This window comes from Streptomyces sp. DS1-CR2 (genome assembly GCF_055760475.1).
Genome location: NZ_CM147085.1, coordinates 4,617,442 through 4,642,836, shown reverse-complemented (window position 1 = coordinate 4,642,836; position 25,395 = coordinate 4,617,442). Strand labels below are relative to the sequence as shown.

The following is a 25,395-nucleotide window of genomic DNA, read 5'->3' as shown; positions in this document are numbered from 1 at the left end:
CCTCGGCGGATCCGGCGCTGATGGCACTCTGATGCCGTGTCGCCCGTTCCTGACGCGTCCTTGATGCCCTCGTCGGCTCAGCCGACGTGGATCCGGGGGCGGCGGGCCCTGTCGGGTTCGGCCTCGCGCAGGACCTCGCGGGTGACGGGCGCGACCTCGCCCTGGCCGAAGAGGAAGAAGCGGAGGAAGTTGGTGAAGGGGTTGCCCTCGGTCCACTCGAAGTAGATGTGCGGGGTGCAGCCGGTGGTGTCGCGGACGTGCAGGAGGAGGGCGGCCAGGGCGTTGGGGATGGAGGAGCTCTCCAGAGTCAGGACCCGGTATCGGTTGTGGAGGACTTCGCCGCGGACGGTCAGGCCCGACTCGAACTCCGAGGCGTCGAGGACGGTGACTTCGACGAAGACGAAGTCCTCCGGGGACGGGACGTCGTTGTCGTGGCGGATCTGCTCGATCTTGTCGCGGTACTCGGCCTTGTCGCGGTTGTCGGGCTCGTTGGCGATGAACCGGATCCGGCGGCTGGCGATGTCGCGTACGAACCGCTGCGCCATGTCGTCCAGGGTCACGCTGGTGACGCGCAGCTCGAAGGCGCGGGCGAGCCGTGAGAGGAACGAGACGAGGATGATGCCGGCGATGAAGCAGGCGCCGATCTTCACGCCGTCGGGGCGCTCGATGACGTTCACGACGGTGACGTAGAGGAGGACCGCCGAGACGACGGCGAAGCCGATCGTCCAGTTGCGCTGGCGGGCCTTGCGCGCGGCGATGGTCACCGCGATCGCCGCGGAGGACATCAGGACCAGGACACCGGTGGCGTAGGCGCCGCCCTGGGCGTCGACGTCGGCGTCGAAGATCCAGGTAACCAGGAACGCCACCAGGGTGAAGACGATGACCATGGGGCGTACGGCGCGGGCCCAGTGCGGGGCCATGCCGTACCGCGGCAGGTAGCGGGGCATCAGGTTGAGGAGGCCGGCCATGGCGGAGGCACCCGCGAACCACAGGATCGCGATGGTGGAGATGTCGTAGACCGTGCCGAAGGCGCTGCCCAGGTACTCGTGGGCCAGATAGGCGAGGGCGCGGCCGTTGGCCTGGCCGCCGGGCTTGAACTCCTTCTCCGGGATGAGCAGTGTGGTGATGAAGCTGGTGCAGACGAGGAACACGCTCATGATCACGGCGGCCGTGGTCAGCAGCTTCTTCGTGCCGCGGATACGGCCCGTCGGCTTCTCCTCGGTGTCGGTGGCATCGCCCTCGACGTGCGGCATGACCGCCACGCCGGTCTCGAAGCCGGAGAGGCCGAGGGCCAGCTTGGGGAAGACCAATAGGGACACACCGATCATCGCGAAGATGTTTCCGTGCTCGGCGGTCAGGGCGTTGGACCAGTCGGTGACCACATGTCCTGCGGACATCACGTGCCACAACCCCGTGATCACGACCACGGTGTTGAGTCCGAGATAGACCGCCACCAGGACGACGGCGACGCCGATCGCCTCCAGGAACCCCTTGAGGAACACCGCGCCCAGCAGCGCGACCAGGATCAGCGTGATCAGCATCTGCTTGTCGTGAAGCGTGGCGGTCAGATGGGGGTTCTCCACGAGGTGGGTGGAGGCATCCGCCGCCGACAGAGTGATGGTGATCAGGAAATCGGTGGCGGCGAAGCCGAGCAGGGTGAGGACGAACAGCTTGCCCTTCCAGAAGGACAGCAGCCGCTCCAGCATCGCGATGGAGCCCTCGCCGTGCGGGCTCTCCTCGGCAACTCGCCGGTAGACGGGCAGTGCGCCCGCCAGGGTGACTATGACGAGCACGATCGTGGCCACGGGGGACAGCAGCCCGGCCGCGAGGGCCGCGATGCCTGGCTGGTAGCCGAGAGTGGAGAAGTAGTCGACGCCGGTCAGGCACATTACCCGCCACCAGCGCTGCCCCTTGTGTACGGGCTCCGGCTCGACGGCCCGCTGCCCCTGTTTGGCCATGTCGGACAGACCTTCCAGCATCCACCCACGCAGGCGACTCGTGCGGGCGTCGTGGTCCGTGGCGGCCATCGGCGTGCTCCTGACGTACGGCTCTTCGAAAGTTTCCGGCCATCGAGGACACGGCAGGGCCAGCGTATGCAGAGAGTGATCCCCGGGCCCACGGATAGCTGGGCCGAACGCGTCAAGGCCGCGTTAAGACCGGTCTGTCGCGTACCGTCACGGGCACGTCCATCTCACCCACTCTGAGCACTTCACATGGCGAACGGTGCCAACTGGGGTGCTCAGTCACACTGGGTGTGACCGATTCCCCATCGTCCTTGTCAAGCGGTGAGCCATTAGGTGCGGCCCATGGAATCGTTGATCGCTGCCATACGCGAACAGGACGAAGCCGCCCGTTTCCTCGCTTGGCCGGGTGACCTCGACCTGGACCGAGGCGACCATGTCGAAGAAGTCCACCTTGCCTCGGGCGCCGTGCTCGAGGGTTTCGCCGGCGATGGCGCCGGGGGCACGTACTTCTTCTGCGGTGAAGGCGGAGAAGAACGTCCAATCCTCTACGCCGACTCCGAAGGAGGTGCGGCGCTGGTTGCGATCGGCCTGCCCGAGCTCCTGCGGCTGCTGCTGGTCGCCCCATGGTGGCGCGACTGCCAAGCGTTCACCGGCGAGGAGAGCAGCGAGCTCGCGGCTGAGTACCTGGAAGACATGCCCGACTTCGTGGCGCGACGAGACCGTGCCGCCGCAGCCCTTGGCCTCGACCTTCCGGACCAGGCAGATGTCCTGGTCCGCTTGGGGGAGGTGGCCGTCGGAGTGGGAGAGACCTTCGTCCTCATCTTCACGCCGGAGGGTTACCCCTACGGACCTCTCATCAGGAACTGAGATGCGTGGCAGCAGTCTCAGCAACCCGCATCAGGCGCCGTTCACGCACAAGACGATGACGATTGGAGCGTCGGCCGACCCAGCGAGCGCACTCAATGCCGAACCCCAGCAGCAGAAAAACGAGGACCATCGCGGCCAGCACCAGTTGAGAAACGGCTGCCCCTACCAGATCCACCTGGTAGAACCCGAAGCCAACCACGGCGAAGCCAGCAGCTCCGATCGTCAGGACCAGGCACAGGCGGGTCATCAGAGCACGAGCATGCCTTTGGGACGGCCACTTCCTGACGCCCTCATAGATCGAGTACCCAACAAGTAAGAGCAAATCGAGCGTTGTGATCCAGACCGCCACGAAAGCGTCAATGACCCACGAGTGCATGAACTCATTGTGCAGCGAGGGGCCCTACCGGTCTTGAGTACAGCTACTCACCCTGGATGACACGCATTCAGACTTCGCCGACAAAGAACACGGCCCACGGCCATTACCAGGGACGCCAGTCCCGCGGCCCGTGTTCGTTCCGCAACCCGGCGATGCGCCGGCGGTACTCGGCCGCGGTCTTCTTGTCCTCCTGCACGTTCTGCATGAGCCACGTCGTCATGCCGAACTCTTGAAGGCCACGCAGCGTCTCGTACCCCTCCCAGTCGTACAGGTCCCGCCCATACGCGCCGACGAAGTCGGCGTACTGCTCGTCGGTCTGCCACCCGAGGCTGTGATGCTCGACAGCGGTGACCATCAGGTCCCACTCCGGGTGATCGAAGCAGAAGGCTTCGAAGTCGATCAGGATCACTTGTCCTTGATCGTCCACCATGAGGTTCTGCACGTGAGCATCGCCGTGCACGGGCCCCTTCTGGGTCTCGAACCTCAACTCTGTGTACTTCTCCCGTAGTTCCCGCCACCGCTTCCGAAGGAAGACCTTGTCATCCTCCGGGATCACGGCCCGCTTGAGCCGCAACTCCTGCTTGTCAAAGGGCTCGAAGGAGGGCAGTTGGAGTCCTTCCGGCACCGACAGGGTGTGCAGATCCCGCAGGACACCCCCGAGCTCGCTGTACGTCGCCTTACGGTCCCCTTCAACGATCAGATGCCAGAAGGTCACAGGGTGACCATCGATCAATAGCGGCTGCTCCAGGTCCTCCACGGCACGAACAGCAGGGAACCCCTCATCTGTCAGCCAGCGCGAGACAGCCACTTCGACGCACGCTTTCGGCAACCACTCTTCGCCACGAGCCACACGTATGATCACCGGCGTCGAAGCCAGCCGGAACAACGCGTTCTCCCCAAGGCGGATCAACTCTGCGCCTCTGTCATCGAGCCCCGCAGCCCGGCACGCGGTAACCATCACCTGCGTGGCACTCGCCGACGTGAACCCCTGTCCCGAACCCCGAGCAGCGTCAACCGCCATGCCCGAACCAGCTCCCCTAGTCGCACGCGATCAACCGGCGCACGTCTGCGGGTGACCAACCCGACGCCGCCGGACACGAACACGACGGTACCGATCGCGACGCGGGGCTTGTCCACCCGGGAAGCGGGCGCGGCCCGAGATCCCCATAACTTGAGGCCTCGAACCGCGCCTGAGCGAGCGGCTCGGTCCGCCATCGGCGGGTACACCCGGTTCCCGCTCGCCGCGAGCTCCTTCGACTTCTGGAGCATCCCCTCAGCGACCTCCTCGGCCGACGCCCCCGCAGCCGCCGTACCACCGAACAACAACACCCCAGATGGCCACGTGCACTCCCCACGCTGCCCAGGTGTTGTCCCGAGTCCCGATGGCCCCCTCTTGCACCTGCGTGATCTTGACCGGCCTTTGTCACGTGTAGAGCATCCTTACTTGGGGGTGATCCGAGATGCGGATGAGGGTGCTCAGACGGCCCGTGTATGTGTGGCTACCGGTGACTGGCGCGATCGTGACCTACGCCTTTGCCGCCCTGCTCATAGGGCCACTGGATGTGGAGCCGCAAGCAGCGTTCCTCCTCGGTGGGGTGGCGATCTTCTTCTGGGCACTTGGGTGGGACTCCGCGATCCGCAGCACTGACGACCACGTGACCATGACCAACTTCCTTGTGACCTCGACCGTCGCCTGGATAGATGTCGCGCAGGTGACGGTCGAGGATGGCCTGATCGTCACTTTGCGAGACGGGCGCACGATCGGCTCGATCGCCTTCGGTAGTTCTCTGCTGGGCACCTACACGGGGTACCGAACCCACCAAAGAGCCTTTCGGCTTCTGAGGGAGGCCCACCGCGCCGCGCTCCGGGCACGCCGCGGCAAGGGCAACGGCCCGGTTCGGCTCGACGTGACCTTCGAGTGGAGAAGACTCCTCTGCGCCCTCGTGGCTGTCTACGGCCCGCTCCTGATCATCCGCATGCTCTCAAAGTGAGTGCGTCGGCACGGATCCAGACAGCGAGTGCACAGCACTGCCCCCACCGGGACAGCGCCTGCATCCGCACCAGTCCGCCATCGGCAGGTACACCCGGTTCCCGCTCGCCGCGAACTCCTTCGACTTCTGGAGCATCCCCTCAGCGACCTCTTCGGCCGACGCCCCCGCAGCCGCTGTACCACCGAACTGCCTTGTGATGGATTGGCTAATCTTCATCGAGCAGAACCTGCCCCAGCACATCCCCGTGGCGCTCACACGGCGGCGTGCCGGACTCTGCGGCTTCAACACCTGTGCGACTGCGTCCGGGAACATGGTCACCGTGCTGACTGTCAGGATCACCGCCGTAGGGGGCAAAGGATGAGGGCCGAGAAGCAACCACCGTCCAAGACGGAGCGGTTCTCGATCTACCGGTCCCTCTGGTACCGCTCCCGCACCGAAGCGCTGGACGACGCGGAGGCCGGACGCTCCATCACCATGCCGGCACAAGGGGCCGTGCCGCCCCTCCAGCAGGTTCTACGACGTCTAGCCATGGCTCTGTTGGTACTGATCGTGACCACGCTGATCGTCTACCTCGACCGCGCCGGCTACAACGACAACTCTGACGGCAGCGTCGACTTCCTGGACGCCGCCTACTACGCGACCGTCACCCTCTCCACGACCGGGTACGGCGACATCACGCCGGTCAGCGACACCGCCCGGCTCATCAACATCCTCGTCATCACGCCTCTGCGCGTGCTCTTCCTGATCATCCTGGTCGGGACGACTCTCGAAGTGCTCACCGAGCGCACACGCCAACAGGTGCGCGTCCACCGTTGGCGCTCACGCATGCGGAACCACGTGGTCGTTGTCGGCTACGGCACCAAGGGGCGACACGCCATCCAAACGCTTCTTGGCCAGGGCATCACCAAAGACGAGATCGTGGTCGTCGATCCACAACGCAAGGTGTTGGACGTCGCTAACGGTGACGGGCTGGTGTCAGTCCTCGGAGACGCCACCCGCTCTGAGACGCTCCTCAAGGCCGAGTTGCCGCGGGCAGCGCACGTCATCATCGCGCCGCAGCGGGACGACACCGCGACGCTGGTCACCCTCACAGCACGCCAGCTCAACAAGCGCGCGACCATCGTCGCCGCAGTTCGAGAGGACGAGAACGTGCCACTGCTCAAACAGAGCGGCGCGGACACTGTGGTCACCAGTTCCAGTTCCGCCGGTCGCCTGCTCGGCGTATCCACGGCGAGCCCTCATGTCGCGGACACTCTCGAAGACCTGATGACTTACGGCAGCGGCTTGGATCTCGTCGAGCGTCTGGTGACCAAGGACGAGGTGGGCCAGTCCCCGCGCGAGTGCTCCGACCTTGTCGTGGCCGTCTTGCGCGGGAAGAAGGTGTTGGACTACGCCGACCCGCAGGCCGCAAATCTCCAGCTCACAGACCGCGTAATTACGGTCATTCGGGCAGCCCCTATCCGCTGATCAGGCAAAACACCCATCGGTAGCAGTGGTACATCCGGCAAAGCATTGACTCCAGCGGTTCAGTCGCCACTCCTCCCGCGTGCGCTCGGTGAGCACTTCGAGAGTGGTGCCGACCAGGATGATCAGGAACAGCACACGCAGCGGCGTGATGACGAGGATGTTGACGATCCGGGCACCGTCACTGACGGGTGTGATGTCCCCGTACCCGGTCGTGGAGAGGGTGACGGTCGCGTAGTAGAACGCGTCCAGCAGGTCGACGCTGCTGTCGGAGTTGTCGCTGTAGCCGGAGCGGTCGATCCAGACGATGAACGCCGTCGCGACCAGCACGGCGAGCGCCATGATCAGTCGCCGGGCGACCTGCCGCAGGGGCCGCTCGACAACCCGCTTGGGCAGCTTCACCTGGCGGGCGACGACCTTCTCGTCGTCAAGGCGGGCCATCGCCTCATGGCCGGGAAGTTTCACGTGGAACACCTCTCCGCAGCGCCGTAGCCTCCGTCGCCACCTGTCGGGCTCCACGACCACGGCAGGTCGAGGATCTCCACTTCCCGCCCGGCCTTCGCGCCGCCGGGCGGGACGACGGCGAGCCCGTCGGCCGCCGCGATCCCGCGCAGCATGGCGGGACCGTTGTAGCGCAGCGGCACGGCCACATCCCCCCGCACGACGACAGGGACGAGCCGCGTGTCATGTGGATGCCCGTGCACAGCCCCCTGGAGCGGCACGGTGTACGGCTCCTGCTCCGGCCGTCCCGCGAGGATCCCCAACAGGGGCTCGGCGAGCGTGAGGAGCCCGGAGACGGCCGCGAGAGGGTTGCCCGGCAGGCCGACGAGGTGCTGTCGTTCCTTGGTGCGGGCGAGCAGCATCGGGTGCCCCGGCCGCACCGCGACACCGTCGACGAGCAGCTCGGCATCGACCCGGCTCAGCGTCGGGTGCACTTGGTCGACCGGGCCCGAGGCGGTGCCGCCGGTCGTCACGATGAGGTCGGCGTTCGACGCTCGTACGGCCTTGAGCAGCGACTTCGGATCGTCGCCGAGACGCCGTACGGAGGTGACCTCCGCGCCGAGCGCCCTCAGCCACGGCGGCAGCATGGGGCCGAGCGCGTCCCGGATGAGGCCCTCGCGGGGGAGGCCCTCGGACAGCAACTCGTCGCCCAGGATGAACACGTCGGCCTTCGGCCGCGCCACCGTCAGCAGTTCGTCGTATCCGGCGGCCGCGGCCAGCCCGAGCACGGCGGGCGTCACGAGGGCTCCGGTGGGCAGGAGTTGGTCGCCCGAGCGGCACTCCTGGCCGCGGGGGCGGATGTCCTGGCCGTGGCCGACGTCGCGCAGGGCGAACAGCCGTCCCTTGTCGTCGGTGCGGCCGTGTTCGCTGCGGATGACGGCGGTCGCGTCGCTCGGGATCCGGGCTCCGGTCGCGATCTGGACGGCCTCACCGTCGGACAGCGGCTCGGGCCGGTCCTGCCCGGCGAGGATCCCCTCGGCCCGTACGTCCCAGGGGCCCGGCCCGGCAACGACCCAGCCGTCCATGGCGGACGTGTCGAAGGACGGGAGGTCGGAGAGCGCGGCGAGGGGCTCGGCCAGCGTCAGGCCCAGGGCCCGATCGAGCGGCACGCGGCGCTCCGCCGCACCTCCCCGGAGCGCGGCAGCCGCTCGTCCGGCCCGCCCGGCGACGGCCCGCGCAGCGGACCAGGGGGCGGCCTGGTGCCGGGAGTCGGTTCGGTGGCTGGAGGAAGTGCTGTTGCGCGCGGGGTCCTTGCGGTCCGGGTGGTCGGTGGGGGTGGCGGGTCCGGTGCGCCGGGCGCCCTCTGCCGAAGCGCGTCCTTGGCGTCCCGTACCGGAACCTGCCCCGCCGGAGCGTCCCGCACCGCCCGCGCCGCGGCCGTCCGCCGCCCGGGCCTCGTTGACCAGGGCGAGCGCCTCGTCGACGGCGCCGTCCTCGGCCGCGCGCGCCTGCGCGGCGAGCGACTCCGCGCTCTGACCGCTCATCACGCGTCCGGCCGCGCGCCCGCAGAGCCACCGGGTGAGTCGCCGCCGGATGCGGGGCTGTCGGATGCGGGGCTGTCGGATGCGGGGCTGTCGGACGAGGCAGCCGGGCCGGCACCCGTCGTCCCGGGCGCCGGCTTTTCCTCGTCCGCGGCCTCCTTCGCCCAGCGGTCAGCGAGCGCGGCGGCCTTCGCACAGGCCTCGGCGACGGCCTCGCGGCCTCCTCCGGCGTTCGCGGCCGCGTACCCGACGAGGAATGTCGTCAGGGGAGCGGCCGGCCTGGCCACACCGTGCGCGGCGTCGCGGGCGAGGTCGAGCAGGACGCCGGTGTCGACGTCGAGCTCGATGCCCAGTTCTTCCTTGGCTGCGGAGATCCATTCATCCAACACGTGCCCATGCTCCCTGATACGTGACCGGGCGGCGGCGATGTCGTCCCAGGTGTCGCAGTCGAAGGACGCGACGGGGTCGGTGATGCGGGTGAGTTCGAGTCGGCCGACGAGCATCCGCAGGGGGAGCCCCCAGAGGCCGTCGTCGTGCGCGGCCGCGAGTTCGGCGAGGTGGTGGCGCAGGGGTGCGCTGCGGTAGGCCGCGACGAGCGGCTGGTCCCGGCCGTCGGCGTCGGTGAGCATGACCCCGTCCGCCGTTCCCGCGTAGAGGGCGTCGAGGAGGCCCCGTACCGTCTGCTCGCTCAGGAAGGGCAGGTCGGCGGAGAGGACGAGGACCTGGTCGCCCGTGGTGGCGCGCAGGCCGGCGTCGAGTGCGGCCAGCGGTCCGCCGCCCGGCGGGTCCTCGCGGGTCCAGCGCACGGGGTGCGCGGTGGGTCGGGGTTCGGCGACGACGACCGTGGTGCCGGCTGTGGCGCAGGCGGCCAGTACCCGGTCGAGCAGCGGCCTGGCTCCGACGCGGACCGCGGGCTTGTCCGCGCCGCCGAGCCGTCTGGCGGCGCCGCCGGCGAGCACGACGGCGTCGTGGGCGGGGCGGCTCGGCACGGGAGCAGCGTTCATCCCCCGAGTATGGGCGCACGAAGGATCATTGCCACCCCCGGAAACGGCCCGCACCCGCGAGGATTTACGTCACATCGGGGTGGGCGGGGCGGGCCGTTCGTGGTCACAGGGTGCGCGGGCTCGTGCTCACAGGACGCGCAGGCCCTCCTCACAGGGTGCGCAGGAGCACCGCCGGCTGTTCGACGCAGTCCGCGACGTAGCGCAGGAAGCCGCCTGCCGTGCCGCCGTCGCACACCCGGTGGTCGAAGGTGAGCGACAGCTGGACGACCTGGCGCACCGCCAACTCCCCCTGGTGGACCCACGGTTTGGGGATGATCCGGCCCACGCCGAGCATCGCTGCCTCGGGGTGGTTGATGATCGGCGTCGAACCGTCGACGCCGAAGACGCCGTAGTTGTTCAACGTGAACGTGCCGCCCGTGAGTTCCCCTGGCGTGAGCCGGCCGGCCCGCGCCGCGTCCGTGAGGCGGGCGAACTCGGCACTCAGGGACTCAGCGTCGCGTACGTGCGCGTCCCTCACGACGGGGACGACGAGTCCGCGCTCGGTCTGGGCGGCGAACCCGAGGTGCACGGCGTCGAGCTGCACGACCTCCCGGGCCGCCATGTCGACTCGCGAGTTGAGCTCCGGGTAGCGGGCCAGGGCTGCGGTGCAGATGCGGGCGAGCAGGGCGAGTACGGAGATCTTCTCCCCGCCGGCCGCGTTCATGGCCACGCGCGCGTGCATGAACTCCGTGGCGTCGGCGTCCACCCAGCAGGTCGCGTCGGGGATCTCGCGGCGGCTGCGGGCGAGCTTGTCGGCCACGGCGCCTCGGAGGCCGCGCAGAGGGACACGGATGCCGTCGGCGGTCCCGCCCACTGGGGCCTGGGCCGGAGCCGGGGCCGCGACCTCCGCCTCCGCCACGTGGGCCCGCGCCTGCACCGTCTCCCGCATGGCGTTCTCGACATCGGCCCGCATGATGAGTCCTTCGGGTCCCGACCCGGGCAACTCGCGCAGGTTGACACCGTGTTCGCGGGCGAGCTTGCGCACGAGAGGGGAGATGACCGGCACGGGTCCGCTCCGCGCCGGCGCCTTCGGAACCGGGGCGGACGGGGCATTACGGGTGGGTGCCGCAGGCGCTGCCACGGGGAGGTCGCCCTGTCGGCGGACCCGGCGGCGGCGCGCGGGGGCGGCCGCGGTGCCGTATCCCACCAGGACGTTCCCGGACCCCTCGTCGTCACCCTCCTCTTCGGCCGGTGTGCCCACAGCGACCGTCAGGAGGGGCGAGCCGACGGGCAGTTCGGTGCCCTCCTCGCCGAAGCGGGCGGTGACCACGCCCCCGTAGGGGCACGGGACCTCGACCATCGCCTTGGCGGTCTCCACCTCGACGACCGGCTGGTCCACCGCCACGACGTCGCCGACCTGGACGAGCCAGGTGACGATCGAAGCCTCGGTGAGGCCTTCGCCGAGGTCGGGCAGCTTGAACTCGAGGACCTGTGCCATCAGCTGCCCGCCTCCCACTGCAGCCGCGCGACCGCGTCCAGGATCCGGTCGACTCCCGGCAGATGGTGCCGCTCCAGCATCGGCGGCGGATACGGGATGTCGAACCCGGCCACCCGCAGGACCGGCGCCTCCAGGTGGTGGAAGCATCGTTCGGTGACGCGCGCGGCGATCTCACCGCCCGGGCCGCCGAAGCCGCCCGACTCGTGCACGACGATCGCCCGCCCGGTGCGGCGCACGGACGCGCTGACCGTCTCGTCGTCGAACGGCACCAGGGAGCGCAGATCGACGACCTCCAGATCCCAGCCCTCGGCCCGCGCCGCCTCCGCCGCCTCCATGCAGACGGGCAGCGACGGCCCGTACGTGATGAGGGTGGCGTTGCTGCCGGTACGGCGGACCACGGCCCGTCCGATGGGTTCAACGTCCGTCGGGTGCTCGGGGTTCCAGGAGTCCTTCGACCAGTACAGCCGCTTGGGTTCGAGGACGACGACGGGGTCGTCGGAGGCGATGGCGGAGCGCATCAGGCCGTAGGCGTCGGCCACGGTGGCGGGCGTGACGACATGGAGGCCCGGGGTGGCCATGTAGTAGGCCTCGGAGGAGTCGCTGTGGTGCTCGACGCCGCCGATGCCGCCGCCGTAGGGCACGCGCACGGTGAGGGGCAGCGGCATGGCGCCCCTGGTGCGGTTGCGCATCTTCGCGACGTGCGAGATCAGCTGCTCGAAGCCGGGGTAGGCGAACGCGTCGAACTGCATCTCGACGACGGGCCGCAGGCCGTACATGGCCATGCCGACCGCGGTGCCGAGAATGCCCGCCTCGGCGAGCGGCGTGTCCGTGCAGCGGGCGTCACCGAACTCCTTGGCGAGTCCGTCGGTGACTCGGAAGACGCCGCCCAGCGTGCCGACGTCCTCGCCGAGGACGTGCACGGAGGGGTCGGCGGCCATGGCGTCGCGCAGGGCGCGGCCGAAGGCCTGCGCCATGGTGGCCGGCTTGGCGGCGACGGTGGTCATCGGCCCGCCCCGTCCGCCTCGGCGTCGAGCTCGGCGCGCAACTGGGCGGCCTGCTCGCGCAGTTGCGTCGTCTGCTCGGCGTAGACGTCGCGGAAGAGGTCCATGGGGTCGAGCACCGGATCCTGGTTCATGCGCTCGCGCAGGTCGGCGGCCATCTTCTCGGCGTCGTCGCGCACGGCTCGTATGCCTTCCTCGTCGAGGAGTCCGCGATCCGTCAACTCCCGCTCCAGGAGCAGGATCGGGTCGTGGTCGCGCCAGGCGTCGACCTCTGCATCGGCGCGGTAGCGCGTGGCGTCGTCCGCGTTCGTGTGCGCCTCCATGCGGTAGGTGATCGCCTCGACGAGGGTCGGGCCGCCCCCTCCGCGCGCGTGGCGCACGGCTTCGGCGAGGACCTCGTGCACGGCCGCCGCGTCGTTCCCGTCGACGAGGCGGCCGGGCATCCCGTATCCGACGGCCTTGTGGGCCAGGGACGGGGCGGCGGTCTGCTTGTCGAGCGGTACGGAGATGGCGAAGCCGTTGTTCTGGACGAGGAAGACGACCGGGGCCTGCCACACCGCCGCGAAGTTCAGCGCCTCGTGGAAGTCGCCCTCGCTGGTGCCTCCGTCGCCGACCATGGCGAGCGCGACCACGTCGTCACCCTTGAGGCGGGCGGCGTGCGCGAGGCCCACGGCGTGCGGGAGCTGCGTAGCGAGCGGCGTGCACAGGGGGGCGACGCGGTGCTCGCGCGGGTCGTACCCGGTGTGCCAGTCGCCCCGCAGCAGGGTCAGGGCCTGTACGGGGTCGAGGCCGCGGGCTACGGCGGCGAGGGTGTCCCGGTAGCTGGGGAAGAGCCAGTCGCGCTCCTCCAGGACGAGGGCGGCCGCGACCTCGCAGGCCTCCTGTCCGGTGCTGGAGGGGTAGACCGCGAGCCGGCCCTGCTTCGTCAGGGCGGTCGCCTGCGCGTTGTACCTGCGGCCGCGCACCACCTCCGCGTACAGCCGGTGCAGGAGCCGGGCGTCGGCCTTGGCCGCGGCGTCGGTGCCGAGAACCCGGAACGGCTCGGCGTCGGGCAGTAGCGGCGCGGGATCCGTGCGCGGCTGCCAGGCGGGCGGCGGGGTGGGCCGGTAGGCATCCCGCTGCTCCATGACCGTCATGACGGCACCTCCTCGTTGGAAGCGGCTGAGAGACGCGACGGTGTGATGCGCCCCACCTACCGATTGTTCGGTCGTCAGCACATTTTGGCTACAGGCACCTCCAGGCTGTGGACAAACGGTTCTCCACAGCCTGGGATGGACGCAGTACGTCCATGGTAGGGAGGCGGGGGGACATGGCATCTGAACGAATGGCCGACGGCCCGGGCGGCGACCACCCCGAGACTCCGCCCCGCGCGCCCGACGGCGGCCCGGACAGCGGCCCGGACAGCGGCCCCGACAGCCGCCCGGGCTCCCCGCCGCGCCCTCCCGAGAGCCGCCCCGAGTACCAGCCGCGCGCACTGGACGCCATCGACCGCGACATCCTGCAGATGCTCCAGATGGACGGCCGGGCCTCGATACGCTCCGTCGCCGAGCGCGTCCACGTGTCACGGGCCAACGCCTACGCGCGGATCAACCGGCTCATCGACGACGGTGTCATCCGCGGGTTCGGCGCCCGGGTCAACCACGAGCGGGCCGGGCAGGGCGCTTCCGCGTACATCACGCTCAAGATCGTCCAGAACTCCTGGCGCACCGTTCGCGAGCAGCTGCGCCGGCTCCCGGAGGCCTCGCACATCGCGCTGGTCAGCGGCGATTTCGATGTGCTCCTGATGGTGCACACGCAGGACAACAGGGCCCTGCGGGAGCTCGTACTCACCAAGCTCCAGGCCATGCCGGAGGTGCTGAGCACGCGGACGCTGCTGGTGTTCGAGGAGGAGGACCTGGAGCCGGACGCCTGAGGCGCCCACCGCCCCGGGGACGTCAGTCCTCCTTGCGCAGCCCTCCGAAGATCAACTGCACGACGGCGTCGGCGACTTCGCGGTCGTCCATGCCCCGGCCGCCCGGCCGGTACCACTCCACGATCGAGTTGATCATGCCGAACACGAGGCGGGTCGCGAGCCGTACCTCGATGTCGCCCCGCACGTCACCGTCGGCCGCGGCCGCCTTCAGAAGCTCGGCCACCTGGTGGTCGAACTCCCTGCGCCGCTCCATCGCCCAGCGCTCCGCGTCGGTGTTCCCGCGCACGCGCAGCAGCAGGGTCACGTACGGCAGCTCGGATATCAGGACCTGGACCATGCGCCGGGTCACGTACTCCAGGCGCTCGACGGCACGCCCCACGCACGCGTGCTCCTCGCCGAGGATGCCGAAGAGGCCGTCGAGCGCGCGGCTGACGGCGCGGCGCAGCAGCTCCTCCTTGCCGGCGACGTGGTGGTAGATCGACGACTTGGAGATACCGGCCGCCTTGGAGAGGTGCTCCATCGAAGTGCCGTCGTAGCCTCGCTCGTTGAAGACCTGCACGGCGACCGACAGGAGGGTCTCGGGCGTATAGGTGTCGCGCCTTGCGGTGGTCATGCGGAGCCCTCCCGCTTGTCGGAGGCGTACGAGTGGCGGTAGAGCGCGAGCGAGGGCGCGTAACGGCCGGACGGGTCGCGCAGGTGCAGATCGTCGAGGAGGGAGTACGCCCAGTTCTTGCCGAGCTTCCTGCTCCACTCGATGGGCCCCAGTGGGTAGTTGACGCCCAGGCGCATCGCCGTGTCGATGTCCTCCGGAGTGGCCACTCCCTTGGCGACGGCATCGTGCGCCAGGTCGATGAGCCGCGCGACCGTGCGCGCGACGATCATGCCGGGCACGTCCCCGATGACGCTGACGTCCTTGCCGATGGCCTGGAAGAGCCCGGTGGCCTCGCGCAAGGTCTGCGGGGACGCTTCCTGAGAGGTCGCGAGCGCGATCCGGGTCGCGGCGCGATAGTCGAACGCGAGATCGAAGTAGATGACGTCCCGGTACTCGACGGACGTCTGGCCGTCCGCGAGGGCGAGCTGGCCACCGCCGGGAAGGACCAGGCGCGTGCCGTTGTCCTCGTCCTCCTCGCGCACCGGGATGCCCGCCTCGCGGATCAGCGCGAGAAGCTCGCCGGCAGGCCCCAGGTCGCCTTCGGCGACGACGTACGCGGGCGCCTGGGCGGGCTGCGCGGTGTGCGGCTCCGGGCGGTCCTCACCGTCCGTGTACGCGTACCAGCCGCGGCCCGTCTTGCGGCCGTGCATGCCGGCCTCGACCAGGCGCCGCTGGGCGAGGGCCGGCCGGAACTTCACGTCCTGGAAGAAGGCCTCCCACACGGAGCGGGTGACGGCTTCGTTGACGTCCTGTCCGATGAGGTCCGTCAGCTCGAAGGCGCCCATCTTGAAGCCGCCGCACTCGCGCAGGACGGCGTCGATGGTGGCGGGCTGGGCGCCCTGCTCCTCGTAGACCGCGAACGCCTCGGCGTAGAAGGGGCGGGCGATGCGGTTGACAATGAATCCGGGGGTGTCGGCGCAGACGACGGGGGTCTTGCCCCAGGAGCGGGCCGTCTCGTACGCGCGCGTGGCCGCCGTTACGTCGGTCGCCGCGCCGGAGACCACCTCGACCAGCGGCATCAGGGGCGCGGGGTTGAAAAAGTGCAGGCCGACGAGGCGGCCCGGCAGACGCAGCGCGCCGCCGACGGCCGTGACGGACAGGGACGAGGTGTTCGTCGCGAGCAGACAGTCGTCCGCGACGATCTCCTCCAGGTCCGTGAACAGCTGCTGTTTCACGTCGAGCCGCTCCAGTACGGCCTCGACGACGAGCGCCGCCCCCGCGAACTCCTCGAGGGAACCGGCGGCACTCAGACGCGCACGCGCGGCGTCGCGCTCGGCCGCGTCGAGCCTGCCCTTGTCGACCAGGCGGTCCAGGCGCGCGGCGATAGCGTCCGCAGCCTCCTCGGCGCGGCCCGGTACGGCGTCGTAGAGCCGGACGGGGTGACCTGCGGTCAGGGCGACCTGGGCGATGCCCTGGCCCATGGTGCCGGTGCCCACCACGCCCACAAGGCGTTCGGGGCTGCCGAGCTCGGGTGCTGTCATGGTCGCGATCCTCCCGCACGCAGCGACGGCCGGGGTCCCGGGGGTCGGGGCGCTGAGGCGGGCGCGAAGTTTTCCACAGGTTCGACGGACCCCCCTTGTCCCGACCGATCGTTCGGTTACTCTAACCGTGTCTGGCTGTTCCTGCCCAGCTGTTCCTGCCCAGCTCGCCGGCTCGACGAAGAGCCGCCTCGACGAGGAGTTGGTCCGTCATGGCCGCCGAAGCCACTGCGCACGACCTGATCGCCAAGCACCGGCCCACCCTTGACCAAGCGCTGGAAGCGATCCGCACGCGCGCGTACTGGTCACCGCACCCCGAGCACCCCAAGGCCTACGGAGAGCAAGGAAGCCTGAGCATGCCCGAGGGCAAGGCCGCCTTCGACGCGCTCTCCGGCACCCGGATCGACCTCGGCCAGCCCGGCACGGACGACTGGGTGGGCGGCGAAATGTCGCCGTACGGCGTCGAGTTGGGCGTCACCTACCCGCACCCCGACCTGGACGTCCTGCTCCCCGCGATGCGCGCGGGCATGCGCGCGTGGCGCGAGGCGGGCGCCGAGGCGCGGGCCGCCGTATGTCTGGAGATCCTGGCCCGGATCAGCGCGCGTACGCACGAGTTCGCGCACGCCTTGATGCACACCAGCGGCCAGGCCTTCATGATGGCGTTCCAGGCGGGCGGCCCCCACGCGCAGGACCGCGGGCTCGAAGCGGTGGCGTACGCGTACGTCGAGCAGGTGCGCACACCGGACGCGGCGGAGTGGACCAAGCCGCAGGGCAAGCGCGACCCCCTCGTCCTCGGCAAGCAGTTCACGCCGGTCGGCCGCGGCATCGCGCTCCTCATCGGCTGCAACACCTTCCCGACGTGGAACGGATATCCGGGGCTCTTCGCCTCCCTCGCCACCGGCAACCCCGTCCTGGTGAAGCCCCACCCGCGCGCGGTGCTGCCCCTCGCCCTGACCGTCCAGGTCGCCCGCGAGGTCCTCGCCGAGTCCGGCTTCGACCCGAATCTGGTCGCGCTGGCCGCCGAGAAGCCCGGCGAAGGCATCGCCAAGACCATCGCCCTGCGCCCCGAGATCAAGATCATCGACTACACGGGCTCGACGGCGTTCGGCGACTGGCTGGAGACGCACGCCCGGCAGGCTCAGGTCTACACGGAGAAGGCCGGCGTCAACACGGTCGTCATCGACTCGACCGACCGCTACAAGGGAATGCTGGCGAACCTCGCGTTCTCCCTGTCCCTGTACAGCGGACAGATGTGCACCACCCCGCAGAACCTGCTCATCCCGCGCGACGGCATCACCACGGACGAAGGCCCCAAGACGTACGACGAGGTGGTCACCGACATCGCGGCCGCGGTCGGCGACCTTCTCGGCGACGACGCCCGGGCGAACGCGCTGCTCGGCGCCCTGGTCAACCCGGACGTGAAGTCCCGCCTGGAGGCGGCCTCCGGCCTCGGCGAAGTCGCCCTCGCCTCACGGGAGATCAGCAACCCGGAGTTCCCCGGTGCCGTCGTCCGTACGCCGATGATCGTCAAGCAGGATGGCGCACGGAAGTTCTGGGACGGCGCCGAATCCGACTCCGCCTACCTCAGCGAGTGCTTCGGCCCGGTCTCCTTCGCCGTCGCCGTCGACTCCACGGCGGACGCGCTGGACCTGCTGCGGCGCACGGTGCGCGAGGAGGGCGCGATGACCGTCGGCGCGTACACGACCTCCGACGAGGTCGCCGAAGGCGTCGAAGAGGTCTGCCTCGAAGAGTGCGCCCAGCTGTCCGTCAACCTCACGGGCGGGGTGTACGTGAACCAGACGGCGGCGTTCTCGGACTTCCACGGCTCCGGCGGCAACCCCGCGGCCAACGCGGCGCTGTGCGACGGAGCGTTCGTGGCGAACCGCTTCCGGGTCGTGGAGGTGCGCAAGGAGGCCTGAGGCCTCCGAGGGACGTCAGCTCAGGCGGCCGGGCGGCCCGCGGGACCGCCCGGCGTGCCGCAGGTGCTCCAGTGGAAGAGCGTCATGCCGACGCTCGTCGCCAGGTTGTAGCTGGAGACCTGCGCCCGCATCGGCAGCGACACCAAGTGGTCGGCGCGGGCGCGCAGTTCGGGCGACAGGCCGCTGCGCTCCGAGCCGAAGGCGAGCAGCGCGTCGTCCGGCAGCGCAGTCCCCCGGATGTCCTCGCCCTCCGGATCGAGCGCGTACATGGGCCCCGGCGGCAGCTCCTCCACCGCCAGGCGCTCGACGGCCGTCGCGAAGTGCAGGCCGGCGCCCCCGCGGACGACGGTCGGGTGCCAGGGGTCGAGGCTGCCGGTCATGACGACGCCCGTCGCCCCGAAGCCCGCGGCGAGCCGGATGACGGCGCCCGCGTTGCCGAGGTTGCGGGGGTTGTCGAGGACGACAACGGGCGCGGTCCTCGGCAGGTGCGCCACGGCGGCCAGGCTCTCCGCCCGGTCTGGCCGCACCGCCAGCGCGGCCACCCCCGTGGGATGCAGACGCGGCACCAGGGCGCGCAGCGTCTCCTCCGGCACCTCCACCAGGAGCCCGTCCAGGGCGTCCCGCACGTCGGGGGCGAGCTCCTCGGCCAGGGCCAGCGCGGCGGCACGGCCGGTCGTCAGAGCCACGGGCACGCGCGCGCCGAAACGCAGGGCGTGCTTGAGCGCGTGGAACCCGTCGAGGAGCACGGACGCCTCTGCACGGGCGCGCCATTCATCGACGCCGGCGACATCCACCCTGTTCATGCCGCTCGTCTGTTCATGCTCGCCTGTCCACGCTGTTCGCCCTGCTCATGGCGAGAAGCCTACGTGGGCCTGTTCGGGGCTCTCGGCTGCGCGAGGCCCCGGCACCGCAGGAGCACCGGCCGTACGGGAAATAAGGCCTCCGCGCGCGCGTGCCACCCATCCCCCCAGCCGCTTCAGGAACGACGTCGGCAGGAATACGGCATCGGCGGCGATCATCGCGAGCGAGAAGAACGGCAGCCCGAGCAGGACGGCGATCGCCGCGTGCTCGCACATCATGGCGACCAGCAGGACGTTCTTGACGCGCCGGTTGAACAGCGTGAACGGGAAGGCGACCTGCACGGCGACCGTCCCGTACGACACGAGCATCACCATCAGCCCGTGCGAGGCGAGCAGGTCGCCCAGGGCCGGCCAGGGCGAGAAGTAGTCCAGGTGGAGCGGGTAGTAGACCGCCGTCCCGTCCTGCCAGCGACTGCCCTGGATCTTGTACCAGCCGGCCGTCGCGTAGATCAGACACGCTTCCGCCATGATCACGAGAAGAGCGGCGTTGTGCGCGAGGTTCGCGATCACGTCGAGCAGCAGTCGGTGCTCGCTGTACGGGTCCCTCCGGTTCACCGCCCACCACAGGCCCTGCACGGCCCACAGCCCCCAGAACACGACCAGCCAGCCCCCGCTCACGACCCCCATGAACGTGATCACGGAGAGCCCGAGCCCCGCGAGCCACCACGCCACCGGCCCCACCCGGTCCGGCGGCCCGATGCCGCTCTCGCGCGCAGAGTGCTCACGCGCGCGTGCCGCTCGCCGCGCGTCCAGCGACCAGACCTGCCCGCACCGCGTGAACACCAAGTAGATCGACATCAGGTGGATGACGTTGTCGCCGCCGTCGCCCATGAAGATGCTGCGGTTCTGCAGCGAGAGCACGCCGATCATGAACAGGACGGACATGGCCCGAGTACGCCAGCCCAGCATCAGCAGCGCACTGGTCACGACCGCGGCGGCGTAGACGATCTCGAACCAGACGCGGCCGTCCGACCACATCAGAGCGGTGAAGGCGCCGTTGCCGGCGATCAGCTGCTGCGCCATGTCCCAGCTCCACGGCCCGTCGGGCCCGTACAGCTCGTGGCGGTTGGGGAACTCACGCAGCAGGAAGAGCAGCCAGGTCGCGGAGAACCCGATCCGGATGACGGCGGTCTGGTAGGGGCCGAGGGCGGACCCGGTGACCCGGTCTATGCGGTCTATGCGGTTCACCGGGCATCCGTCCCGTCGGTGGCGGCACGCGCGCGCGTGCCGGTGCCGTTACGGCTCTCGCTCTGGCTGTTGCTGTCGAGTGCCCTGTCCGCGGCCGTCACCGTCCACCAGAGAACCTCCCGGTAGACAGGCTTGGGATCCACTTTCTCGTCACTCCACGGGGGCGGCGCCACGTTGGTGGTCCGCGAGCGGACCTGGACGCGGGCGATGGTGGCCTTCTCGCCGGCGGCCGCCTTGCCGGCGACCGTCAGCCCGTCCTCGTGGGACAGCCGCAGGACGACGATGCGGCGGATGTAGCGCTCGGAGAGCTGGCCTCGCAGACCGTTCGGGCGGTTCTCACTGTCGTGCGCGGACACATAGAAGTCCCAGGCCCGGCGCAACTCGTTCTGCTGCGTGTGGCTGGGCAGCAGATTCCCGTCGATGTCGGCGCCGTCCTGTGCCGACAGGTCGTACCAGCCGGTCGTACGCGTGCCGCCGTCGGCCGTACGGATCTCCGCGCGGGCTTGCACGGCGATGTTCTGCTGAAGCGGGTTGGGCGCGAACAGCTTCCAGTTCTGCTCGAACTCCGGATAGATCCAGCCGTCGACGGCCCCGCCGTACTCCTTGGAGACGGTGTTGGGCGGCGAAACGTGCAGAAAGACCATCGCGAGGTGCACACACGCCCCGAGCGCGATCACGACGAGCGCGCAGGCAGCGGCGATCTGGTAGCGGAGGGAGAGGGCCGACAGTCCGATACGGGGTGGGGCGGACGGGGGCGGGGGCGCGAGGGGTGGGGACGGGAGATCCGACTCAGGTTCGTGGTTTGGGCCGGGCTCGTGGTTTGGGCCGGGCTCGTGGTTTGGGCCGGGCTCGTGGTTTGGGCCGGGCTCGTGGTTTGGGCCGGGCTCGTGGTTTGGGCCGGGCTCGTGGTTTGGGCCGGGCTCGTGGTTTGGGTCGGGCTCGTGGTTAGGCAGGGGTACCTGATCCGGCGCCGGACTGCGCGAAGGGCCCGGCTCCGGCCCCGGCTGCGGCTCCGGGTCGGAACGCCGGGCGGTCGAGCCCTTGTCGTACGCGTCCATGCCGCCCCGTCTCCCCGAGTTTCCCGATGCCTCCGGTCCGCGCGTGTGCCGAACCGATTCCTCGCCCCGCGGCCCGCTCCCGCCGCCGCACCGGCACGGTACTCAGCCGCGCTCGCGAGGCACAGAGCCATGGGACTGGCAGTGGGACTTATCCACAGGCCGGACCTCGCAGGGTTGACACCCTACGGCGCCACGTCCCACCATTGAATCCAACGAACCGAACGATCGGTCGGGAGATTCGCTCAAGGTCGAGGGAGACCGGGATGGCGACAGCAGCTGCGCACCAAGCGGCGCGGACACAGGCGGCCCACGCCACGTCCGACGCCACCGGCACCGCCCCGGGCCAAGCCTCGGGCACCGCCGCGTACCAGACAGCGTTCGACACCGCCGTCGCGGCGGAGGAGCGCATCGAGCCCCGCGACTGGATGCCGGACGCCTATCGCGCGACGCTCGTGCGCCAGATCGCGCAGCACGCCCACTCCGAGATCATCGGCATGCAGCCGGAGGCCAACTGGATCACGCGCGCCCCCTCGCTGCGGCGCAAGGCGATCCTGATGGCCAAGGTCCAGGACGAGGCCGGCCACGGCCTGTACCTGTACAGCGCCGCCGAAACGCTCGGCACGGGCCGCGACGAGCTCCTCGACAAGCTGCACAGCGGCCGCCAGAAGTACTCGTCGATCTTCAACTACCCGACGCTCACCTGGGCGGACGTCGGCGCCATCGGCTGGCTCGTGGACGGCGCCGCAATCACGAACCAGGTCCCCCTGTGCCGCTGCTCGTACGGGCCGTACGCGCGCGCCATGGTGCGGATCTGCAAGGAGGAGTCCTTCCACCAGCGCCAGGGCTACGAGCTCCTCCTCGCCCTGAGCCGCGGCACCGAGGCCCAGCATGCGATGGCGCAGGACGCCGTCGACCGCTGGTGGTGGCCGTCCCTGATGATGTTCGGCCCTCCGGACGACGAGTCGTCGCACTCCGCGCAGTCGATGGAATGGAAGATCAAGCGCCATTCGAACGACGAGCTGCGCCAGCGGTTCGTCGACATCTGCGTCCCGCAGGCCGAGTCCCTCGGGCTCACCCTCCCCGACCCGGACCTCGTGTGGAACGAGGAGCGCGGGCACCACGACTTCGGAGCCATCGACTGGACGGAGTTCTGGGAGGTCCTGAAGGGCAACGGACCGTGCAACGAACAGCGGATCACCCAGCGCAGGCAGGCGCACGACGAGGGCGCCTGGGTCAGGGAAGCGGCCGCGGCCCACGCGGCGAAAAAACGCTCCGAGGCGAAGCACTCCGGGGCACAAGACTCCGGGGCGAACGGGAAGGCGACGGCATGAGCGACGCGAAGGACTGGCCGCTGTGGGAGGTCTTCGTACGCTCCCGGCGCGGGCTGTCGCACACCCACGCGGGAAGCCTGCACGCGCCGGACGCCGAGCTCGCCCTGCGTAACGCCCGCGATCTGTACACCCGCCGCGGCGAAGGCGTCTCGATCTGGGTCGTCCCGTCCACCTCGATCACCGCCTCCTCGCCCGACGAGAAAGACCCCTTCTTCGAGCCCTCCGCCGACAAGCCGTACCGGCACCCGACGTTCTACGAGATCCCGGAAGGGGTGAAGCACCTGTGACCACGTCCCTGAACCCCGACTCGTCCGGCGGCACCCTCACCGCTGCCGCGGCGCTCGCCCTGGGCGACGACGCGCTCGTGCTGTCGCACCGACTGGGGGAGTGGGCCGGACACGCCCCGGTCCTCGAAGAAGAGGTCGCCCTGGCCAACATCGCGCTCGACCTCCTCGGCCAGGCCCGGGTCCTGCTCTCCCTCGTCGGCGACGAGGACGAGCTGGCCTACCTGCGCGAGGAACGCGCGTTCCGTAACGTCCAGTTGGTCGAACAGCCCAACGGCGACTTCGCCCACACCATCGCCCGCCAGCTGTACTTCTCCACGTACCAGCGCCTCCTGTACGGCCGCCTCGCCGCGACCGACGGACCGCTCGCCGGCCTCGCCGCCAAGGCGGTCAAGGAGGTCGCGTACCACCAGGACCACGCCGAGCAGTGGACCGTACGCCTCGGGGACGGCACCGCCGAAAGCCACGACCGGATGCAGCAGGCCTGCGACACACTCTGGCGTCACACCGGAGAGATGTTCCAGCCCATCGACGGAATCGACATCGACTGGCCCGAGATGGAGGCCAGTTGGACCGCATCGGTCACTGCCATCCTGGACCGGGCGACCCTGACCGTCCCCGAGGGACCGCGGACCGGAGCCTGGAGCGCCGGAGCGGGACGCCAGGGCCTGCACACGGAACCGTTCGGACGGATGCTCGCCGAGATGCAGCACCTCCACCGCAGCCACCCGGGGGCGTCATGGTGACCAAAGCCCCCGAAGCCTTCCCTCAGGACACCGCCGACCGACCGGAGACGCCGCTCGAAGCTGAGCTGCGCCGCCTCGCCGGCTCCGTGCCCGACCCCGAACTGCCCGTGCTCACCCTGGAAGAGCTCGGCGTGCTCCGCGCCGTCCACTGCCTCACCCCGGGCAGCGTCGAGGTGGAGCTGACCCCCACCTACACCGGCTGCCCCGCCGTCGAGGCCATGTCCACGGACATCGAGCGCATCCTGCACGAGCGCGGGATACCGGACGTCACCGTCCGGCGGGTGCTCGCACCGGCCTGGACCACGGACGACATCACGGACGAGGGCCGCCGCAAGCTCCGGGAGTTCGGCATAGCGCCACCCCGCGCCGTCCGGGAGGACCAGGAACCGGTGACCGTCACCCTGAGCCCCACGCGCACCACCACACCCACGCGCTCAGCTGGCGACGCGGCCGCCGCCGCGCTCCTCGGCGCCCCCGAGGCCGGCGACTCCCCCCTGCGCTGCCCGCACTGCGGATCCACGGACACCGAACTGCTGAGCCGCTTCTCCTCCACCGCCTGCAAGGCCCTGCGGCGCTGCCTCGACTGCCGCGAACCCTTCGACCACTTCAAGGAGTTGTGATGGCCCGCTTCCACCAGCTCCGCGTAGCGGCGGTCGACCGGCTCACCGACGACTCCGTGGCCCTCACCTTCGAGGTCCCCGAAGCCCTCCGTGAGGAATTCCGCCACGCGCCGGGCCAGCACCTCGCCCTGCGCCGCCCGGCCGACGACAGCGAGATCCGACGCACCTACTCGATCTGCTCACCCGCGCCCGGCCCCGAAGGCCCCCGCACGCTCCGCGTCGGCGTCCGCCTCGTCGAAGGCGGCTCCTTCTCGACCTATGCCCTCAAGGAGATCGCCGTCGGCGACGCCCTGGAGGTCATGATCCCTGCCGGCCGCTTCATCCTCGAACCCACCCCCGGGCTCTACGCCGCCGTGGTCGGCGGCAGCGGCATCACCCCGGTCCTGTCGATCGCGGCCACCCTGCTGGCCCGCGAACCGCACGCCCGGTTCTGCCTCATCCGCAGCGATCGCACCGCCGCCTCGACGATGTTCCTGGACGAGGTGGCCGACCTGAAGGACCGCTACCCCGACCGGTTCCAGCTGGTCACGGTCCTCTCCCGGGAGGAGCAGCAGGCCGGCCTCGGCTCCGGCCGCCTCGACCAGGAGCGCCTGACGACCCTCCTGCCCGCGCTGCTCCCCGTAGACGACATAGCCGGCTGGTACCTGTGCGGCCCCTTCGGACTCGTACAGGAAGCAGAGCGCACACTGCGCGCCCTCGGCGTACGAAGAACCCGCATCCACGAGGAGATCTTCCACGTCGACGACGGAGCGGCACCCGCGCGCCCCGCGCCGACCCTCGCGCACTCCACGGTCACCGCCCAGCTCGACGGCCGCTCCGGCACCTGGCCCGTCGACGACGGCGAATCACTCCTGGAGACCGTGCTGCGCAACCGCCCCGACGCTCCATACGCCTGCAAGGGCGGCGTCTGCGGGACCTGTCGCGCGTTCCTCGTCTCGGGCGAGGTGCGCATGGACCGGAACTTCGCACTCGAACCCGAGGAGACCGACGCCGGCTACGTACTCGCCTGCCAGTCCCACCCGGCCACGGAGACGGTGGAACTGGACTTCGACCGCTGACGCTGATCTCTGATCTCTGATCTCTGACCGATCGAGCCGCGCCACTGCCCTCGCATTCTCCGCGCATTCCCTCCGCGTATTCCCTTCTCGTAGAACTTGTTCTACCTTGACGCACCGTCAGATCCTGGCGGGTCGCCACGATGAACCGGTGCACGGAGGGACA

23 protein-coding genes and 1 pseudogene are annotated in these 25,395 nt (G+C 69.9%); 10 read left to right on the top strand and 14 right to left on the bottom strand.

The features are described from left to right. Window positions 1–77: 77 nt before the first annotated feature. Window positions 78–2,027 carry an APC family permease gene (locus ACY0PA_RS22345; RefSeq protein ID WP_473079497.1) on the bottom strand — a complete coding sequence of 650 codons (1,950 nt, stop codon included), beginning with the start codon at window positions 2,025–2,027 and terminating at the stop codon, window positions 78–80. A 279-nt stretch (window positions 2,028–2,306) separates the two neighbouring features. On the opposite strand from ACY0PA_RS22345, the gene ACY0PA_RS22340 reads away from it, so the two are divergent. Continuing rightward, a complete protein-coding gene (locus ACY0PA_RS22340) occupies window positions 2,307–2,831 on the top strand; it encodes a hypothetical protein (RefSeq protein WP_473079496.1) in 525 nt (174 codons plus the stop codon). On the opposite strand, the gene ACY0PA_RS22335 is transcribed toward ACY0PA_RS22340, so the two are convergent. Both ACY0PA_RS22335 and ACY0PA_RS22330 read right to left on the bottom strand, forming a co-directional pair. Further along, on the bottom strand, window positions 2,821–3,207 hold the full coding sequence (locus ACY0PA_RS22335; protein ID WP_473079495.1) for a hypothetical protein: 387 nt from the start codon (window positions 3,205–3,207) through the stop codon (window positions 2,821–2,823). The two genes, ACY0PA_RS22340 and ACY0PA_RS22335, sit on opposite strands and share 11 nt — an antisense overlap. 103 nt (window positions 3,208–3,310) lie before the next feature. Then, complete coding sequence (locus tag ACY0PA_RS22330) at window positions 3,311–4,228, bottom strand: phosphotransferase enzyme family protein (RefSeq protein ID WP_473079494.1); 918 nt, start codon at window positions 4,226–4,228, stop codon at window positions 3,311–3,313. A 484-nt stretch (window positions 4,229–4,712) separates the two neighbouring features. Here ACY0PA_RS22330 and ACY0PA_RS22325 point away from each other — a divergent pair, with 484 nt between their 5' ends. Together ACY0PA_RS22325 and ACY0PA_RS22320 are read left to right on the top strand one after the other, a co-directional pair. Beyond that, a complete protein-coding gene (locus ACY0PA_RS22325; RefSeq protein WP_473079493.1) occupies window positions 4,713–5,198 on the top strand; it encodes a hypothetical protein in 486 nt (161 codons plus the stop codon). A 474-nt stretch (window positions 5,199–5,672) separates the two neighbouring features. Next, entirely contained in the window at window positions 5,673–6,665 is a 993-nt protein-coding gene (locus tag ACY0PA_RS22320; protein WP_473086396.1) for a potassium channel family protein, read from the top strand. A 51-nt stretch (window positions 6,666–6,716) separates the two neighbouring features. On the opposite strand, the pseudogene ACY0PA_RS22315 reads toward ACY0PA_RS22320, so the two are convergent. The 6 genes and pseudogenes from ACY0PA_RS22315 to pdhA all read right to left on the bottom strand — a co-directional run. Then, window positions 6,717–7,136: pseudogene (locus ACY0PA_RS22315) on the bottom strand (potassium channel family protein); the annotation flags it as partial. Beyond that, window positions 7,124–8,647 (bottom strand): molybdopterin molybdotransferase MoeA, encoded by a 1,524-nt coding sequence (locus tag ACY0PA_RS22310; RefSeq protein ID WP_473079492.1) that lies wholly within the window; start codon window positions 8,645–8,647, stop codon window positions 7,124–7,126. The gene ACY0PA_RS22310 and the pseudogene ACY0PA_RS22315, both read right to left, overlap by 13 nt. Continuing rightward, window positions 8,647–9,648, bottom strand: coding sequence for an NTP transferase domain-containing protein (locus tag ACY0PA_RS22305; protein ID WP_473079491.1), 1,002 nt, complete (start codon window positions 9,646–9,648; stop codon window positions 8,647–8,649). The genes ACY0PA_RS22310 and ACY0PA_RS22305 overlap by 1 nt, the downstream gene beginning before the upstream one ends. Before the next feature lie 148 nt (window positions 9,649–9,796). After that, on the bottom strand, window positions 9,797–11,125 hold the full coding sequence (locus tag ACY0PA_RS22300) for a dihydrolipoamide acetyltransferase family protein (protein ID WP_473079490.1): 1,329 nt from the start codon (window positions 11,123–11,125) through the stop codon (window positions 9,797–9,799). Beyond that, window positions 11,125–12,129 carry an alpha-ketoacid dehydrogenase subunit beta gene (locus tag ACY0PA_RS22295; protein WP_473079489.1) on the bottom strand — a complete coding sequence of 335 codons (1,005 nt, stop codon included), beginning with the start codon at window positions 12,127–12,129 and terminating at the stop codon, window positions 11,125–11,127. The genes ACY0PA_RS22300 and ACY0PA_RS22295 overlap by 1 nt, the downstream gene beginning before the upstream one ends. Continuing rightward, a complete protein-coding gene (gene pdhA, locus ACY0PA_RS22290) occupies window positions 12,126–13,262 on the bottom strand; it encodes a pyruvate dehydrogenase (acetyl-transferring) E1 component subunit alpha (RefSeq protein WP_473079488.1) in 1,137 nt (378 codons plus the stop codon). Before pdhA ends, ACY0PA_RS22295 begins: the two co-directional genes overlap by 4 nt. Window positions 13,263–13,435: 173 nt before the next feature. Here pdhA and ACY0PA_RS22285 point away from each other — a divergent pair, with 173 nt between their 5' ends. Then, complete coding sequence (locus tag ACY0PA_RS22285) at window positions 13,436–14,038, top strand: Lrp/AsnC family transcriptional regulator (RefSeq protein WP_473079487.1); 603 nt, start codon at window positions 13,436–13,438, stop codon at window positions 14,036–14,038. A gap of 22 nt (window positions 14,039–14,060) precedes the next feature. Here ACY0PA_RS22285 and ACY0PA_RS22280 read toward each other — a convergent pair whose 3' ends face one another. Both ACY0PA_RS22280 and ACY0PA_RS22275 read right to left on the bottom strand, forming a co-directional pair. Continuing rightward, complete coding sequence (locus ACY0PA_RS22280; protein WP_100596504.1) at window positions 14,061–14,651, bottom strand: TetR/AcrR family transcriptional regulator; 591 nt, start codon at window positions 14,649–14,651, stop codon at window positions 14,061–14,063. Beyond that, complete coding sequence (locus ACY0PA_RS22275) at window positions 14,648–16,171, bottom strand: 3-hydroxyacyl-CoA dehydrogenase (RefSeq protein WP_473079486.1); 1,524 nt, start codon at window positions 16,169–16,171, stop codon at window positions 14,648–14,650. Before ACY0PA_RS22275 ends, ACY0PA_RS22280 begins: the two co-directional genes overlap by 4 nt. Window positions 16,172–16,380: 209 nt before the next feature. On the opposite strand from ACY0PA_RS22275, the gene paaN reads away from it, so the two are divergent. Next, the gene (gene paaN, locus ACY0PA_RS22270) at window positions 16,381–18,087 is read left to right on the top strand and encodes a phenylacetic acid degradation protein PaaN (protein WP_473079485.1); all 1,707 of its coding nucleotides are present in this window, start codon (window positions 16,381–16,383) and stop codon (window positions 18,085–18,087) included. Window positions 18,088–18,107: 20 nt separating this feature from the next. Here the strand turns inward: paaN and ACY0PA_RS22265 are convergent, their stop codons facing one another. Genes ACY0PA_RS22265 through ACY0PA_RS22255 form a run of 3 tightly spaced genes read right to left on the bottom strand, consistent with a single transcriptional unit; the run spans window position 18,108 to window position 21,193 of the window. Continuing rightward, window positions 18,108–18,890, bottom strand: coding sequence for a TrmH family RNA methyltransferase (locus ACY0PA_RS22265; protein ID WP_473079484.1), 783 nt, complete (start codon window positions 18,888–18,890; stop codon window positions 18,108–18,110). A gap of 45 nt (window positions 18,891–18,935) precedes the next feature. Then, the gene (locus tag ACY0PA_RS22260; protein WP_473079483.1) at window positions 18,936–20,135 is read right to left on the bottom strand and encodes an HTTM domain-containing protein; all 1,200 of its coding nucleotides are present in this window, start codon (window positions 20,133–20,135) and stop codon (window positions 18,936–18,938) included. After that, complete coding sequence (locus ACY0PA_RS22255; RefSeq protein ID WP_473079482.1) at window positions 20,132–21,193, bottom strand: DUF5819 family protein; 1,062 nt, start codon at window positions 21,191–21,193, stop codon at window positions 20,132–20,134. Before ACY0PA_RS22255 ends, ACY0PA_RS22260 begins: the two co-directional genes overlap by 4 nt. 263 nt (window positions 21,194–21,456) lie before the next feature. Between ACY0PA_RS22255 and paaA the strand changes: the two genes are divergently transcribed. From paaA to ACY0PA_RS22230, 5 genes are read left to right on the top strand one after another with little or no spacing between them, the layout of a single operon-like run. Further along, window positions 21,457–22,524, top strand: a complete 1,068-nt coding sequence (gene paaA, locus ACY0PA_RS22250) for a 1,2-phenylacetyl-CoA epoxidase subunit PaaA (RefSeq protein ID WP_473079481.1) — start codon at window positions 21,457–21,459, stop codon at window positions 22,522–22,524. Further along, window positions 22,521–22,811, top strand: coding sequence for a 1,2-phenylacetyl-CoA epoxidase subunit PaaB (gene paaB, locus ACY0PA_RS22245; protein WP_227296143.1), 291 nt, complete (start codon window positions 22,521–22,523; stop codon window positions 22,809–22,811). Before paaA ends, paaB begins: the two co-directional genes overlap by 4 nt. After that, window positions 22,808–23,554: a 1,2-phenylacetyl-CoA epoxidase subunit PaaC gene (gene paaC, locus ACY0PA_RS22240; protein ID WP_473079480.1), complete on the top strand. Its 747-nt coding sequence runs from the start codon at window positions 22,808–22,810 to the stop codon at window positions 23,552–23,554. Before paaB ends, paaC begins: the two co-directional genes overlap by 4 nt. Further along, the gene (gene paaD / locus ACY0PA_RS22235) at window positions 23,548–24,174 is read left to right on the top strand and encodes a 1,2-phenylacetyl-CoA epoxidase subunit PaaD (protein WP_473079479.1); all 627 of its coding nucleotides are present in this window, start codon (window positions 23,548–23,550) and stop codon (window positions 24,172–24,174) included. Before paaC ends, paaD begins: the two co-directional genes overlap by 7 nt. Further along, a complete protein-coding gene (locus tag ACY0PA_RS22230; protein ID WP_473079478.1) occupies window positions 24,174–25,232 on the top strand; it encodes a 2Fe-2S iron-sulfur cluster-binding protein in 1,059 nt (352 codons plus the stop codon). The genes paaD and ACY0PA_RS22230 overlap by 1 nt, the downstream gene beginning before the upstream one ends. Window positions 25,233–25,395 lie beyond the last annotated feature (163 nt).